13 protein-coding genes are annotated in these 14,133 nt (G+C 70.0%); 5 read left to right on the top strand and 8 right to left on the bottom strand.

Annotated features, from left to right (window positions below; translation table 11 throughout):
- Positions 1 to 62: 62 nt before the first annotated feature.
- The 5 genes from ABZY20_RS00385 to ABZY20_RS00365 form a co-directional block, all read right to left on the bottom strand.
- Positions 63 to 1,208, bottom strand: coding sequence for a DUF475 domain-containing protein (locus tag ABZY20_RS00385; protein ID WP_356434406.1), 1,146 nt, complete (start codon positions 1,206 to 1,208; stop codon positions 63 to 65).
- Positions 1,209 to 1,333: 125 nt separating this feature from the next.
- The gene (locus ABZY20_RS00380; protein WP_356434404.1) at positions 1,334 to 1,909 is read right to left on the bottom strand and encodes a TerD family protein; all 576 of its coding nucleotides are present in this window, start codon (positions 1,907 to 1,909) and stop codon (positions 1,334 to 1,336) included.
- A 121-nt stretch (positions 1,910 to 2,030) separates the two neighbouring features.
- A complete protein-coding gene (locus ABZY20_RS00375; protein ID WP_356434402.1) occupies positions 2,031 to 2,606 on the bottom strand; it encodes a calcium homeostasis/redox stress adaptation protein in 576 nt (191 codons plus the stop codon).
- Between the two features lie 147 nt (positions 2,607 to 2,753).
- Entirely contained in the window at positions 2,754 to 3,212 is a 459-nt protein-coding gene (locus tag ABZY20_RS00370; protein WP_356434400.1) for a peroxiredoxin, read from the bottom strand.
- Between the two features lie 131 nt (positions 3,213 to 3,343).
- The gene (locus tag ABZY20_RS00365; RefSeq protein WP_356434398.1) at positions 3,344 to 3,781 is read right to left on the bottom strand and encodes a DUF3052 domain-containing protein; all 438 of its coding nucleotides are present in this window, start codon (positions 3,779 to 3,781) and stop codon (positions 3,344 to 3,346) included.
- Positions 3,782 to 4,199: 418 nt separating this feature from the next.
- On the opposite strand from ABZY20_RS00365, the gene aceE reads away from it, so the two are divergent.
- Both aceE and ABZY20_RS00355 read left to right on the top strand, forming a co-directional pair.
- Positions 4,200 to 6,947: a pyruvate dehydrogenase (acetyl-transferring), homodimeric type gene (gene aceE, locus ABZY20_RS00360; protein ID WP_356434397.1), complete on the top strand. Its 2,748-nt coding sequence runs from the start codon at positions 4,200 to 4,202 to the stop codon at positions 6,945 to 6,947.
- Positions 6,948 to 7,038: 91 nt separating this feature from the next.
- Complete coding sequence (locus tag ABZY20_RS00355; protein WP_356435968.1) at positions 7,039 to 7,773, top strand: potassium channel family protein; 735 nt, start codon at positions 7,039 to 7,041, stop codon at positions 7,771 to 7,773.
- A 112-nt stretch (positions 7,774 to 7,885) separates the two neighbouring features.
- Here ABZY20_RS00355 and ABZY20_RS00350 read toward each other — a convergent pair whose 3' ends face one another.
- On the bottom strand, positions 7,886 to 9,511 hold the full coding sequence (locus tag ABZY20_RS00350) for an MFS transporter (protein ID WP_356434394.1): 1,626 nt from the start codon (positions 9,509 to 9,511) through the stop codon (positions 7,886 to 7,888).
- Positions 9,512 to 9,627: 116 nt separating this feature from the next.
- On the opposite strand from ABZY20_RS00350, the gene ABZY20_RS00345 reads away from it, so the two are divergent.
- From ABZY20_RS00345 to ABZY20_RS00335, 3 genes are all read left to right on the top strand, one after another.
- The gene (locus ABZY20_RS00345) at positions 9,628 to 10,260 is read left to right on the top strand and encodes a TetR family transcriptional regulator (protein ID WP_356434392.1); all 633 of its coding nucleotides are present in this window, start codon (positions 9,628 to 9,630) and stop codon (positions 10,258 to 10,260) included.
- Positions 10,261 to 10,333: 73 nt separating this feature from the next.
- On the top strand, positions 10,334 to 11,542 hold the full coding sequence (locus ABZY20_RS00340) for an alpha/beta hydrolase (RefSeq protein ID WP_356434389.1): 1,209 nt from the start codon (positions 10,334 to 10,336) through the stop codon (positions 11,540 to 11,542).
- Positions 11,543 to 11,609: 67 nt separating this feature from the next.
- Positions 11,610 to 12,473, top strand: coding sequence for a DUF4429 domain-containing protein (locus ABZY20_RS00335; protein WP_356435966.1), 864 nt, complete (start codon positions 11,610 to 11,612; stop codon positions 12,471 to 12,473).
- 100 nt (positions 12,474 to 12,573) lie between these two features.
- Here the strand turns inward: ABZY20_RS00335 and ABZY20_RS00330 are convergent, their stop codons facing one another.
- The gene (locus ABZY20_RS00330) at positions 12,574 to 13,590 is read right to left on the bottom strand and encodes an aldo/keto reductase (RefSeq protein ID WP_356434387.1); all 1,017 of its coding nucleotides are present in this window, start codon (positions 13,588 to 13,590) and stop codon (positions 12,574 to 12,576) included.
- On the bottom strand, positions 13,587 to 14,051 hold the full coding sequence (locus ABZY20_RS00325; protein WP_356434384.1) for a MerR family transcriptional regulator: 465 nt from the start codon (positions 14,049 to 14,051) through the stop codon (positions 13,587 to 13,589). Before ABZY20_RS00325 ends, ABZY20_RS00330 begins: the two co-directional genes overlap by 4 nt.
- Positions 14,052 to 14,133 lie beyond the last annotated feature (82 nt).

Below are 14,133 nucleotides of genomic sequence, written 5' to 3'. Positions count from 1 at the left end.
CGGCCGCCGAGGAGTCGCCTCGGTGGCCGCCCCGAACAGAGCGTTCCTCACCCGGAGGGGTGTCACACCCCGGACGAGACCTCAGTCTTCTCGTCCGAACCGGCCTCTCCCCCGGCCGCCGCGATGGCCTTGTTGCGGCGCACGGAGGACCAGAAGGAGGCGGCGATCAGGACGACTCCGATGAGGCCGGTGATGATCTCGTTGATCTCGTACTGGATGGTGACGAGCAGGATCATGGCGAGCGCGCCGATGGCGTAGTGCGCGCCGTGCTCCAGGTAGACGTAGTCGTCGAGGGTGCCCTGGCGGACCAGGTAGACCGTCAGCGACCGGACGTACATGGCGCCGATGCCCAGGCCGAGTGCCATCAGCACGATGTCGTTGGTGATGGCGAACGCGCCGATCACGCCGTCGAAGGAGAAGGACGCGTCCAGGACCTCCAGGTAGAGGAACATGAAGAACGCGGCCTTGCCGGCCAGCTTGACCGCCGACTTGGGCTTGCCCTCGCGGGCGGCCTTCTCCTCGGCCTCGTGCTCGCGTTCCTCCTCCTCTTCGAGCTTGTCCTCGAAGAAGCCGGAGAGACCACCGACGATCATGTACGTGATCAGACCGGCGATACCGGAGAGCAGGACCGTCTCGGCCTTGTCGGCGTGGGTGCCGCCGTGCTGGTGGGCGTGGGCGCCGAAGGTGATCGAGGAGATCAGCAGGACGATCAGGGCGATGCAGACCGACAGCATGTCGATCTTGCCGAGCTTGGCCAGGGGCCGCTCCAGCCAGCCGAGCCACTTGATGTCCCGGTCCTCGAAGATGAAGTCGAGGAAGATCATCAGCAGGAACATGCCACCGAAGGCGGCGATCGACGGGTGGGCGTCGGTCACCAGCTCCTGGTAGCGGTCCTTGTCGGTCAGGGCGAGGTCGACGGCCTCGATCGGGCCGAGCTGCGCGCTGACGGCGACGATCACGACGGGGAAGACCAGCCGCATGCCGAAGACGGCGATCAGGATGCCGATGGTGAGGAAGATCTTCTGCCAGAAGGCATTCATCTTCTTCAGGATCCCGGCGTTGACCACCGCGTTGTCGAACGACAGCGAGATCTCGAGGATGGACAGGATCGCTACGACACCGAACGCGGTCCACCCTCCGTAGAGAATCGCTGCGACCAGGCCGAGCGCGGTGACCGCGAACGACCACCCGAAGGTTTTCAGAACCACTGGCTACCCAATCGTGTGTGTACGGGGCTCCCCCGCGCCGTACCCGGCTTTACGAACTTTTGAAGCCGAAGTCTAGTCGGCGCCCCTTCGCACCCCGCCCGGCCCCGGATTTTGCTCATATCGCGCTAGGAGACGTCGACCCCGAAGTCCATGGCGATGCCGCGCAGACCCGACGCGTACCCCTGCCCCACGGCCCTGAACTTCCACTCGCCCTGGTAGCGGTAGACCTCGCCGAAGATCATCGCGGTCTCGGTGGAGGCGTCCTCGCTGAGGTCGTAGCGGGCGAGCTCCTGGCCGTCGGCCTGGTTCACGACGCGGATGAACGCGTTGCTGACCTGGCCGAAGGTCTGGCCGCGCTCGTCGGCCAGGTGGATGGAGACGGGGAAGACGATCTTGTCGCACTGGGGCGGCACCCGGGAGAGGTCGACCAGCAGCGACTCGTCGTCGCCGTCACCCTCGCCCGTGAGGTTGTCACCGGTGTGCTCGACCGAGCCGTCCGGGCTGGTGAGCTGGTTGTAGAAGACGAACCACTCGTCCCCGAGCACCCGTCCGCCGCTGCACACCAGGGCGCTGGCGTCGAGGTCGAAGGGCGCTCCGGTGGTGGAGCGCGCGTCCCAGCCGAGTCCGATCATCACCTGCGTGAGGTTCGGTGCGGCCTTGGACAGGGAGACGTTGCCCCCCTTGGCGAGCGTGACGCCCATGATGCTGTCCCTCCCCGTAGGTCATTGCTGAGGTGGTCCTGCACGTCCGGCGCCGCACGTAAACCGTGCGGCGCCGGACAGGAGGAACCCGGGGCCCTGCCGTCAGGGCGGGCCGGACGGCTCAGACGTTGACGCCGAAGTCCTGCGCGATGCCGCGCAGGCCCGAGGCGTAGCCCTGGCCGATGGCGCGGAACTTCCACTCCGCGCCGTGCCGGTAGAGCTCGCCGAAGACCATGGCGGTCTCGGTGGAGGCGTCCTCGCTGAGGTCGTACCGGGCGATCTCGGCTCCGCCGGCCTGGTTCACCACGCGGATGAACGCGTTGCGGACCTGGCCGAAGGACTGCTGGCGGGTCTCGGCGTCGTAGATCGAGACCGGGAAGACGATCTTCTCGACGTCGGCGGGGACCCCGGCGAGGTCGACCTTGATCTGCTCGTCGTCGCCCTCGCCCTCACCGGTGAGGTTGTCGCCGGTGTGCTCGACCGAGCCGTCCGGGCTCTTGAGGTTGTTGAAGAAGATGAAGTGCGCGTCGCTCGCGACCTTGCCGGAGTTGTTCAGCAGCAGCGCGCTGGCGTCCAGGTCGAAGTCGGTGCCGGTCGTGGTGCGGACGTCCCACCCCAGACCGACGATGACCGCGGTCAGGCCCGGCGCCTCCTTGGTCAGCGATACGTTGCCGCCCTTGCTGAGGCTGACTCCCACGAGTCCTCCATTGGTGTCCGGGGGCGGGATGCCCCGTTGTGCTCGGATGTCGGATCAACGACTCGATCCTAGTGACGGGTTCCCGCCCCTCGCAGGCCCTGGAGCCGACAATTCGGCGGGTGTCGAGCGCGGGCCGCCCGACCGGCGTCACAGGGAGTCGAGCGCCTTCACGTAGTCGTTCAGGTCGCGTGCGTCCGGCAGGCCGTTGACCACGGTCCAGCGCACGACGCCCTCCTTGTCGATGACGAAGGTGCCGCGCACGGCGCAGCCCTTGTCCTCGTCGAAGACGCCGTAGGCCCGCGAGACGTTGCCGTGCGGCCAGAAGTCCGACAGCAGCGGGTACTCCAGGCCCTCCTGCTCGGCGAAGACGCGCAGGGTGTGGATGGAGTCGTTGGAGACGGCGAGCAGCTGGGTGTCGCGGTCGGTGAACTGCGGCAGGTGGTCGCGCAGCTCGCACAGCTCGCCCGTGCACACGCCGGTGAAGGCGAAGGGGTAGAAGAGCAGGACGACGTTCTTGCTGCCGCGGAAGTCGGACAGCCGCACGGCCCGGCCGTGGTTGTCCTTGAGTTCGAAGTCGGGGGCCTTCTCGCCGGCCTGGATCGCCATCGCTGCGGTGTCCCTTCCTGGGGCTTGTCGGATGGGACCACCCTACGCAGGGACGCGGGCAGACCGGTGGGCGGGCCGACACGTGCCGGCCCGCCCCGCCCGTACGACTGGCGTGTGGACGTGTCTGCGGCTCAGCGCTTGGACTTCGCCGCCTTCGGCGTCGCCAGCCGGCTGCCGCTCCAGTCCTTGCCGACGCTGACGCTCTTGGACGCCGTCAGGCCCGCCGTGGTGGCGGCTTCCGAGATGTCGCTCGGCTCCACATACCCCGAACGGCCGGTCTTCGGCGTCAGGAGCAGGATCGCGCCGCCCTCTTCGATGTACGTGGTGGCATCCACCAGCGCATCCGTCAGGTCGCCGTCGTCGTCACGGAACCACAGCACAACGGCGTCGGCCACGTCGTCGTAGTCCTCGTCCATCAGGTCGCCCTCGATGACGCCCTCGATGGCTTCGCGGAGCTCCTGATCCACGTCGTCGTCGTAGCCGATCTCCTGGACCACCTGCCCGGGCTGGAACCCCAGCCTGGCGGCAGGGTTCGTCCGCTCCTCCGCGTGGTCCGCGGTCGCGCTCACGGGTTGCCTCCTGATCATGTTTTGGGAATAACTCAGCCACGCGCGTGCGCGAAGCATTGGCCGTAGTCCACACGGGCGGGACCGATCGCGCAAGTACCCGGCCGTTCAGACCGCCGAAACGGTGACGATCCTGGCCGTGTCACCGCAACTCCTGGCACACCATCATGGTCCGAGGTGACGTACACCACACCTTTCTGCCCTGTTTGGGCGTTTGGGAATCGTCTGTGGGTACGAGACTCGAAGGTATTCGCCCCATACGTCACGGAGCCGATCCCACGTCCGGGTTACCGCGCGGTAGAGATGACGTTTCGCGGCCCCGAGGTGGACCATGGGGAGCGGCGCGGCCCCCGGCGACGACGCCGCGGCGACGACAGCGAAACAGCGGCCCTCGCAGGCCCTCTGACAGGTAAGGAACAGCGTGGCTTCCGCATCCGATCGCAACCCGATCATCATTGGCGGCCTTCCGAGTCAGGTTCCTGACTTCGATCCCGAAGAGACCCAGGAGTGGCTCGACTCCCTCGACGCCGCCGTCGACGAGCGCGGCCGCGAGCGCGCCCGCTACCTGATGCTGCGGCTGATCGAACGGGCCCGCGAGAAGCGCGTGGCCGTGCCGGAGATGCGCAGCACGGACTACGTCAACACCATCCCCACCAAGAGCGAGCCGTTCTTCCCGGGCAACGAGGAGATCGAGCGCAGGATCCTCAACGCCACCCGCTGGAACGCGGCCGTGATGGTCTCCCGCGCCCAGCGCCCCGGCATCGGCGTCGGCGGCCACATCGCCACGTTCGCCTCCTCGGCCTCCCTGTACGACGTCGGCTTCAACCACTTCTTCCGGGGCAAGGACGAGGGCGACGGCGGCGACCAGGTCTTCTTCCAGGGCCACGCCTCCCCCGGCATCTACGCCCGCGCCTTCCTGCTGGACCGGCTCAGCGAGCAGAACCTGGACGGCTTCCGCCAGGAGAAGTCGAAGGCGCCCCACGGCCTGTCGTCGTACCCGCACCCGCGGCTGATGCCGGACTTCTGGGAGTTCCCGACGGTGTCGATGGGCCTCGGCCCGATCGGCGCGATCTACCAGGCGCGGATGAACCGCTACATGCACGCGCGCGGGATCGCCGACACCTCCAAGTCGCAGGTCTGGGCGTTCCTCGGCGACGGCGAGATGGACGAGCCGGAGTCGCTCGGCCAGCTCACGCTCGCCGCCCGGGAGGGCCTGGACAACCTGACCTTCGTGGTGAACTGCAACCTGCAGCGCCTCGACGGCCCGGTGCGCGGCAACGGCAAGATCATCCAGGAGCTGGAGTCGGTCTTCCGCGGCGCCGGCTGGAACGTGATCAAGCTGGTCTGGGACCGCTCCTGGGACCCGCTGCTCGCCCAGGACCGCGACGGCGTGCTGGTCAACAAGATGAACACCACGCCGGACGGGCAGTTCCAGACGTACGCCACGGAGACGGGCGCGTACATCCGGGAGCACTTCTTCGGCGACGACCACCGGCTGCGCGCCATGGTCGAGGGCATGACCGACGACCAGATCCTGCACCTGGGGCGCGGCGGCCACGACCACCGCAAGATCTTCGCGGCGTACAAGGCGGCCGTGGAGCACAAGGGGCAGCCGACGGTCATCCTGGCCAAGACGATCAAGGGCTGGACGCTGGGGCCGAACTTCGAGGGCCGCAACGCCACGCACCAGATGAAGAAGCTGACGGTCGACGACCTCAAGCGCTTCCGCGACCGCCTCCACCTGCCGATCTCGGACAAGGAGCTGGAGTCCGGCGCGCCGCCGTACTACCACCCGGGCCGGGACTCGGAGGAGATCCAGTACATGCACGACCGCCGCAAGGGCCTCGGCGGTTACGTCCCCACCCGCGTCGTCCGCTCCAAGCCGCTGCAGCTGCCCGAGGACAAGACGTACGCGACGGTGAAGAAGGGGTCGGGCCAGCAGTCCATCGCGACGACCATGGCCTTCGTGCGGCTCCTGAAGGACCTCATGCGGGACAAGGAGATCGGCAAGCGGTTCGTGCTGATCGCGCCGGACGAGTACCGCACGTTCGGCATGGACTCGTTCTTCCCGAGTGCGAAGATCTACAACCCGCTCGGCCAGCAGTACGAGTCCGTCGACCGCGACCTGCTGCTCGCCTACAAGGAGTCGCCGAACGGCCAGATGCTGCACGACGGCATCTCGGAGGCGGGCTGCACGGCCTCGCTCATCGCCGCCGGCTCGGCCTACGCCACGCACGGCGAGCCGCTGATCCCGGTCTACGTCTTCTACTCGATGTTCGGCTTCCAGCGCACCGGCGACCAGTTCTGGCAGATGGCCGACCAGCTGGCGCGCGGTTTCGTCCTGGGCGCGACCGCCGGGCGCACGACCCTGACCGGTGAGGGCCTGCAGCACGCGGACGGCCACTCCCAGCTGCTGGCCTCGACGAACCCGGGCTGCGTGGCGTACGACCCGGCGTTCGGCTTCGAGATCGCGCACATCGTGAAGGACGGGCTCCGCAGGATGTACGGCAGCTCGCCCGAGCACCCGCACGGCGAGGACGTCTTCTACTACCTGACCGTCTACAACGAGCCCATCCAGCACCCGGCCGAGCCCGAGAACGTGGACGTGGAGGGCATCCTCAAGGGCCTGTACCGCTTCAGCGAGGGCACGGCCGGGCAGATCCCGGCGCAGATCCTGGCGTCCGGTGTCGCGCTGCCCTGGGCGATCGAGGCCCAGCGGATCCTGGCCGACGACTGGAACGTCAGGGCGGACGTCTGGTCGGCGACCTCGTGGAACGAGCTGCGGCGCGAGGCCGTGGCCTGCGAGGAGCACAACCTGCTGCGCCCGGAGGAGGAGCAGCGGGTGCCGTACGTGACGCGGAAGCTGGCGGACGCGCAGGGGCCGGTCGTGGCGGTGTCCGACTGGATGCGCGCGGTGCCGGACCAGATCGCCCGCTGGGTGCCGCAGACGTACCAGTCGCTGGGCGCGGACGGCTTCGGCTTCGCGGACACCCGGGGCGCGGCGCGGCGCTTCTTCCACATCGACGCGCAGTCGGTCGTGGTGGCGGTGCTGACCGAGCTGGCCCGGGAGGGCAAGGTCGACCGGTCGGTGCTGAAGCAGGCCATCGACCGGTACCAGCTGCTGGACGTGTCGGCGGCCGACCCGGGGGTGGCGGGCGGCGACGCGTAGGACGCCGGGCGCGTACTCCGTTCCCGCACGGGGCGGCACCGTGACCGGTGCCGCCCCGCGTTTCCTACCATTGCTGCCCATGACGCTCCCGATGACAGAACACACCGCTCTGGCCCGTTGGGAGCGGCACACCCAGGGCCCCCTGCTCCTGCTGGCCGTGCTCTTCGCGGTCGCCTACGCCCTCCCGATCGTGACGCCGGAGGCCCCGCGGAAGCTGCTCACCGCGTGCCATGTCGCCAACTGGGCGGTATGGGCCGCTTTCGCCGTCGACTATCTGGTCCGCCTGTGGCTGTCCGAGGACCGGATGCGTTTCGTGCGCGGCAATCCACTGGCCCTGCTGGCCGTGGTGCTGCCGCTGGTGCAGCCGCTGCGGCTGCTGAAGCTGGTGTCGATGCTGTTCCTCGCCGGGCAGCGGGCGCGGATGGCGTCACAGGTACGGGTCACCACGTATGTCGCGGGGTCGTGCCTGGGGCTGCTCGTGTTCGGCGCGCTGGCCGTTCTGGAGGTGGAGCGGGGCAAACCCGGCGCCTCCATCCACACGCTCGGGGACGCGATCTGGTGGGCGTTCACCACGATGACCACCGTGGGGTACGGGGACATGGCCCCGACCACGGGTCTCGGCCGGATGCTCGCGGTCGGGCTGATGCTGTCCGGGATCGCCCTGCTGGGTGTCGTCACGGCGAACATCGCGGCGTGGTTCATCGCGCGGTTCGACAAGGACGACCTGGAGGAGCGGCGCCAGACGGAGGCGATCGAGGCGCTGACCGAGCAGGTCCGGGCGCTGCGTGACGAGGTCGCGGCGCTGAAGGGCACCTCGGTGCCGTGACGGGAGGGCGGCCCTCCGCCCGACAGGCGACCCCTCCGCCCGACAGGCGACCCCTCCGCCCGACAGGCGAACGCCCCCGGGGCAACTCCCGGGGGCGTCGGAGCGGTTGATGTCAGATGTGCGCGGCGCCGGCGCCCGCGCCCGCGTTCTCCCCGCGCTTGGTCAGGAACGCCACCAGCACGGCCACGGCGGCGACCCCCGCGGCGACGAGCGACGCCGCGCTCATGCCGGAGATGAAGGTGTCGTGCGCGACGCCCGTGATCTTGGCGGCGATCGCGTCCGGCGTGCCCGGCGCCACCGGCGGGACGCCGACCTGGACGGCCTCGGACGCCTGGTGCTCCTGCTCCGGCGTCAGCGGCGGAAGCCCCGCCTTCGTCCAGTTGCCCGCGAGGTCGCTGTTGACCTTGGAGGCCATCACGGCGCCCAGCACGGCCGTGCCGAGGCTGCCGCCGATCTGCATGGCGGCCTGCTGGAGACCGCCCGCGACACCCGACAGCTCCATCGGGGCGTTGCCGACGATGACCTCCGTCGCGCCGACCATGACGGGCGCGAGGCCGAGGCCGAGCAGGGCGAACCAGAGCGACATGACGCCGCTGCCGGTGTCCGTCTCCAGGGTCGACATGCCGTACATGGCGATCGCGGTGAGCGCCATGCCGCCGGCCAGCGGGACGCGCGGGCCGAACTTGGTGATCATCGCACCGGCCAGCGGCGAGCCGACGATCATCATGCCGGTGAGCGGCAGCAGGTGCAGGCCCGCGTCGACCGGGCTCATGCCGTGCACGTTCTGCAGGTAGAACGTCACGAAGAACAGGCCGCCCATGAACGCGATGGCCATCAGGACCATCAGCACGACACCCGCGGACAGCGCCACGGAGCGGAACAGGGCGAGCGGGATCAGCGGCTCCTTGACCTTCGTCTCCCAGAAGGCGAAGAGCGCGAAGCCCAGCACGGAGGCGCCGAGGAAGCCGATCGTCTTGGCGTCGCCCCAGCCCCACTCGGACGGCGGGGCCTTGATGAGCGCCCAGACCAGGCAGAACACGGAGGTCGACAGCAGGGCGATGCCGAGCAGGTCGAAGGAGCGCGGGGCGTTCTCGGCGCGGTGGTCCAGCAGGATCCACACGCCGAGGACCACGGCGAGGACACCGACCGGCACGTTGATGAAGAACACCGACTGCCAGTTGACGTGCTCGACGAGGACACCGCCGAGGATCGGGCCGCCGGCGGTGGACGCGCCGATGACCATGCCCCAGATGCCGATCGCCATGTTGAGCTTCTCGGCCGGGAAGGTGGCCCGCAGCAGGCCCAGCGCGGCGGGCATCAGCAGTGCGCCGAACAGGCCCTGCAGGACGCGGAAGACCACGACCAGGGCGATGCTGTCGGACAGGCCGATGGCGCCCGAGGCGGCGGCGAAGCCGACGACGCCGATGAGGAAGGTCTGCCGGTGGCCGAAGCGGTCGCCGAGCTTGCCGGCGGTGATCAGGGAGACCGCGAGGGCGAGGAAGTACCCGTTGGTGATCCACTGGACCTCGGCGAAGGTGGCGCCGAGGTCCTTCTGGATGGCCGGGTTGGCGATGGCCACGATGGTGCCGTCGAGGGCCACCATCATGACCCCCACTGCGACGGTTATGAGGGTGAGCCAGGGGTGCCCTCGCAGCCCCTTGCCCGGCGTCGCGCCCGACGGCGCCGCCGGGGTTCCACCGCCCGGACCCGTCGTGTCGATGGTGGTCTGACTAGTCATGCGTTCGAGGCTAATGACAGCCACTGACAGTTGACAAACCGATTCACTAGTCGGTCACTGACACGACATCTCCGTATAGCCTGAGCTGGGCAAACACATCGGACGAGAGGAACGCTTTGAACCTGCGCGAGCGCAAGAAACTGCGCACCCGGGACGCCCTGCTGCGGGCCGCCCTGGAGTTGTTCGCCACGCGCGGGTACGAGGAGACCACCGTCGACGACATCGCCGCCGCCGCCGACGTCTCGCAGCGGACCTTCTTCCGCTACTTCGCGGGCAAGGAGGAGACGGCCTTCTTCGTGCCCCGGCTCGCGGAGGCGCTGGTGGTGGACGCGGTACGGGCGCGGCCGGCGGACGAGGTGCCGCTGGAGGCGCTGCGCCGGGCCGTGCTGGAGAGCTGGGACGCGATCCAGGAGGCCGTCGCGGAGCTGGTGCCGATGGACCTCCACATGCGCGTCTACCGGGTGATCGAGTCGACGCCCGCGCTGCTCGCCGCCCATCTGCGGCGGGCGGCGGAACTGGAGGAGCAGCTCGCGGGGATCATCGCCGAGCGCGAAGGGCTGGATGTGGACGCCGACCCGCGCCCGAGGATCGTCGTCGCCCTCTTCGGCGGGGTGATTCGTGTCACCGAGCGGTTGTGGTCCACGGGCGACGACCTCACCCTGGACGGACTGCGCGAACTCACCGCGACCTACCTGGACCAGGTGGGCCCCGCACTGGCGGGGAACTGGCGTGCGGGGCAGTCCCCTTAATGCCCTCACCAAAACGTGATCCCGGTCACTTGGTTCACGCGAGACCCTCTCGTTCTCCTAGTGTGTCCTTTCAGTGACTTCCTTCGACACCTCCCCGCAACTGAACGTCTGGCGCGCACTGCTCGCTCTGGCCGTCGTCTTCGTGATGCTGGCGACCACCGGCTGGACGGCGATGCGCAACCAGCGGGGCGCCACGCCGCTGCAGGCCTCGCTCTCCGCGTGGGAGCAGGGGAGCGTCGCCGGTCGCCGGCTGCCCGACCCGCAGTCCTCTCCGGCGAAGCTGACCAGGTTCTTCACCGGCCTCACCGAGCGGGACCGCTCGGTGCTGGTGCGCAAGTACGCGCTCGCGGTCGGCAACATGAACGGCGCCCCCGTGGAGCTGCGCTACCGCGCCAACCGCGTCGCGCTCGCCGAGGCACGCGACCTGGAGCGCCGGCGCATGCACGACGAGCGCCTCACCCCGGCCGGGCAGCACGAGGCCGGGCGCAGGATGCACCGCTTCGAGGACCTGCTGGAGCGGGGCCGCCGCATCCTGGCCTTCGACCCCGAGGGCTCGGGGCGGGTCGCGGAGGTGTTCGGCGACCTGCGCGAGGCGGAGCGGATCTCGGTCGTGGTGCCCGGCGCGGACACGAACCTGCTGACCTTCCAGCGCACCGAGCGCGCGTACACCGCGCCGGTCGGCATGGCCCGGTCGCTGTACCGGGCCGAGCGGGAGGCGAGCCCCTCGACGCGTACGGCCGTGATCGCCTGGGCCGACTACACGGCGCCCAGCGGGCTCGGCATCGACTCGGCCACGGCCATGCGGGCCAGGGACGGTGCCGTCCGGCTGAACGCGCTCGTGCGGGCGCTGCCGGGCGGCTCGCCGGTGTCGCTGTTCTGCCACAGCTACGGCTCCGTGGTGTGCGGGATCGCCGCACACCGGCTGCCGGGCCGGGTGTCCGACATCGCGGTGGCCGGCAGCCCCGGCATGCGGGTCGAGAAGGCGGCGCAGCTGCGCACCTCCGCCCGCGTGTGGGCGATGCGGGACGCCGACGACTGGATCCAGGACGTGCCGTACCTGGAGGTCGGCGGACTGGGGCACGGCGCGGACCCGGTGTCCGCCGGGTTCGGGGCCCGGGTGCTGTCGGCGGCGGGTGCGAAGGGTCACGCCGGCTACTTCGAGCCGGGAACGGCAAGTCTGTTCAATTTCGCAGAGATCGGCGTTGGCGCATACCGCTCGGTGCACTGCGCGCACGAGGACGACGTCTGCCGGACCGGTCTGTCCGGCACGGCGGCGGCCTGACGCGCGTAGCGACGGAAGGATCGGCGGTCTGCTCGGCAGGGGGACGGAGGAGCGCGTGCCGCATACGATGAGCCGCATGGGTGACGTACTGGCCGGATTTCATGCCGCCTGGGAGTTCGAGTCCGACTCCGTGCTCATCCGCTACGAACGGGGGATTCGAACACCCAGACTCTTCCAGGCCCTCGGGGAGCGGCGCGTGCCCCTGGAGGCGATCGCCGGCGTGACGCTGACCCGCGGCAAGCGCGGCACGGTCGTACTGCGCGTCGAACCGCGCCCCGGCGCCGACCCCTTGATGGAGGCCGCCGCCGGGCAGCTCAAGGAGACCGGCGACCCCTACCGGCTGGTCCTGCCCGCCGACCGCGAGGTGCTCGCGGAGTACTACGCCGACGAACTGCGGTCGCTGCTCCCCGGATCGGGGGCCGGGCCGGCGGAACGGTTCCTGGTGGAGCCGCCGAAGGGGCCGCTGTCGTTCAAGGCGTACGACGGCAAGGCGTCCTTCGACGGGCGGACGGTGACCTTCCGGTGGTTCTGGACGGGAGCGTCCTCGGCGAAGTGGAAGGCCGGCGACCAGAGCTTCTCCGTGGGGGAGCTCAACGGCGTGGAGTGGCGGTCGCCCGAGGTCTTCGAGGGGCATCTGCGGTTGCTGCGGCGGGATGCCGGGGAGCCCGCCGCGCAGGCCGACCAGGATCCGGCCGCGGTGGTGTTCGGGCTGGGGTACGGGCCGGTGCACGAGTCGTTGCCGTTCGCCGCGGCGGTGCTGGCGGCGGTGCGGGCGTCCGCACCGGTGGCGGCGGTGCCCGCGGCCCGGGCGCACCGTGACCCCGCCGACATCGCCGAGCGGATCCGGCACCTCGGGGAACTGCACCAGGCCGGGCTGGTGACGGACGAGGAGTTCTCGGTCAAGAAGGCGGAGTTGCTGTCGGAGCTCTAGCGTCCGCCCGGAAGTCGCCGTGGGAGGGCGCGGGTTCGCGCGTGGTCGACCGCGCTCACGCGGCTGAGCCGCACGGCCCCGCGCCCCGTGGGCCGTTCCGCTACTCCCGGCCCGCCGACGTGAACGCCATGTCCGCGTAGCGGTCGCCCGCCACCTGGGCCGCCATGCCGTCCAGGAGCTCCAGTTCCTCCGCCGCCAGCACGATCCCGGTCGCCGCCGCGTTCTCCGCCACCCGGGAGGGCTTGCGGGTGCCCGGGATCGGGACGACCGGGAGACGGTGGACGGCTGCCTGCTGCTGAACCCAGGCCAGGGCGATCTGGCCCAGGGAGGCGTCGTGCGCGTCGGCCACCGCGCGGATCAGTCCCAGCAGCGTCGCGTTGGCCGTCGCGTTGTCACCGGTGAACCGGGGCTGCTGGCGGCGGAAGTCGCCGGCCGTCAGGTCCCGCTCGGCGTCGGTGAAGGAGCCGGTCAGAAAGCCCCGGCCGAGCGGGGAGTACGGGACGAGGGCCACGCCCAGCTCGCGGGCCGCGGGGACCACGCGCGCCTCGATGTCCCGGCTGAACAGCGACCACTCGGACTGCACGGCGGCGATGGGGTGCACCGCGTGCGCGGCGCGCAGTTCGTCCGCCGTGACCTCGCTCAGGCCGAGGTGCTTGACCTTGCCCTCGCGCACCAGGTCGGCCATGGTGCCGACGCTCTCCTCGATCGGCACGTCCACGTCGCGCCGGTGCATGTAGTAGAGGTCGATGACGTCGACGCCGAGGCGCTGCAGGCTCTCCTCGACGGCCCGGCGGATGTAGGGCGGGTCGTTGCGTATGACGCGCCGGGTCGGGTCGTCCGCGGGGATCGACAGGGCGAACTTGGTCGCGATGACGACCTCGTCGCGGTGGGCCTTGAAGAACGGCGCCAGGAACCGCTCGTTCTCGCCGGCGCCGTACGCGTCGGCCGTGTCGTAGAGGGTGACGCCCAGTTCGAGGGCCTTCTCCAGGGTGGCCCGGGAGGCGTCCGCGTCCGAGGGGCCGTAGGCGAAGCTCATGCCCATGCAGCCGAGGCCCTGGACGCCCACCTCCGGGCCGTGGTCGCCGAGCTTCGTCCGTGTGATCCTGCCGTCCGTCATCGGGACCTCTCCGACGCCGGGGCACGCCCGGCGTCCGCGTAGAAACTGATCTTCCGGTCGAGCACGGCGAGCGTGCCGCGCAGTTCGTCGATCCGGGCCAGGACGTCCTCGCGGGTCGTCCTCAGCAGCTCGAAGCGCTCGCCGTAGGTGTGGTCGCCCTCGCGCACCAGTTCCGCGTACCGGACCATGTCGGCGACCGGCATGCCCGTCAGGCGGAGCTTGCCGACCAGGTCGAGCCAGTCGAGGTCGCGGTTGGTGTAGCGGCGCTGGCCGGTGTGGGACCGGTCGACGTGCGGCATCAGGCCGATGCGCTCGTACCAGCGCAGGGTGTGCGCCGTCAGGCCGGTGAAGGCGACGACCTCGCTGATCGTGTAGCGGTCCTCGCCGTCCGGGCGCCGGTTCTGCTGCGGCGGTCCGGCGCAGGTGCCGGTCCGGGTCCCCGTGGTCTCCATCACCGTCATGGCCCCCACGCTAGAACCTTGGAGTGCGCTCCAAGCAAGCACCGGCGGCGGGAAATCGGCAGGACGTGCGCCGATCCGGCTG

Origin of the sequence: Streptomyces sp. NPDC006624, from assembly GCF_040611555.1 — a bacterium.
Classification (GTDB): domain Bacteria; phylum Actinomycetota; class Actinomycetes; order Streptomycetales; family Streptomycetaceae; genus Streptomyces.
The sequence above is the reverse complement of the archived record's forward strand: the minus strand, read 5'-3'. Positions and strand labels throughout refer to the sequence as shown.

Bases quoted from the DNA above. Each gene is read 5' to 3' on its own strand.
- ABZY20_RS00380 (WP_356434404.1), bottom strand. From the start codon at position 1,909: ATGGGCGTCACGCTCGCCAAGGGGGGCAACGTCTCCCTGTCCAAGGCC.
- ABZY20_RS00370 (WP_356434400.1), bottom strand. From the start codon at position 3,212: ATGGCGATCCAGGCCGGCGAGAAGGCCCCCGACTTCGAACTCAAGGAC.
- ABZY20_RS00355 (WP_356435968.1), top strand. From the start codon at position 7,039: ATGACAGAACACACCGCTCTGGCCCGTTGGGAGCGGCACACCCAGGGC.
- ABZY20_RS00350 (WP_356434394.1), bottom strand. From the start codon at position 9,511: ATGACTAGTCAGACCACCATCGACACGACGGGTCCGGGCGGTGGAACC.
- ABZY20_RS00335 (WP_356435966.1), top strand. From the start codon at position 11,610: ATGAGCCGCATGGGTGACGTACTGGCCGGATTTCATGCCGCCTGGGAG.
- ABZY20_RS00330 (WP_356434387.1), bottom strand. From the start codon at position 13,590: ATGACGGACGGCAGGATCACACGGACGAAGCTCGGCGACCACGGCCCG.
- ABZY20_RS00325 (WP_356434384.1), bottom strand. From the start codon at position 14,051: ATGACGGTGATGGAGACCACGGGGACCCGGACCGGCACCTGCGCCGGA.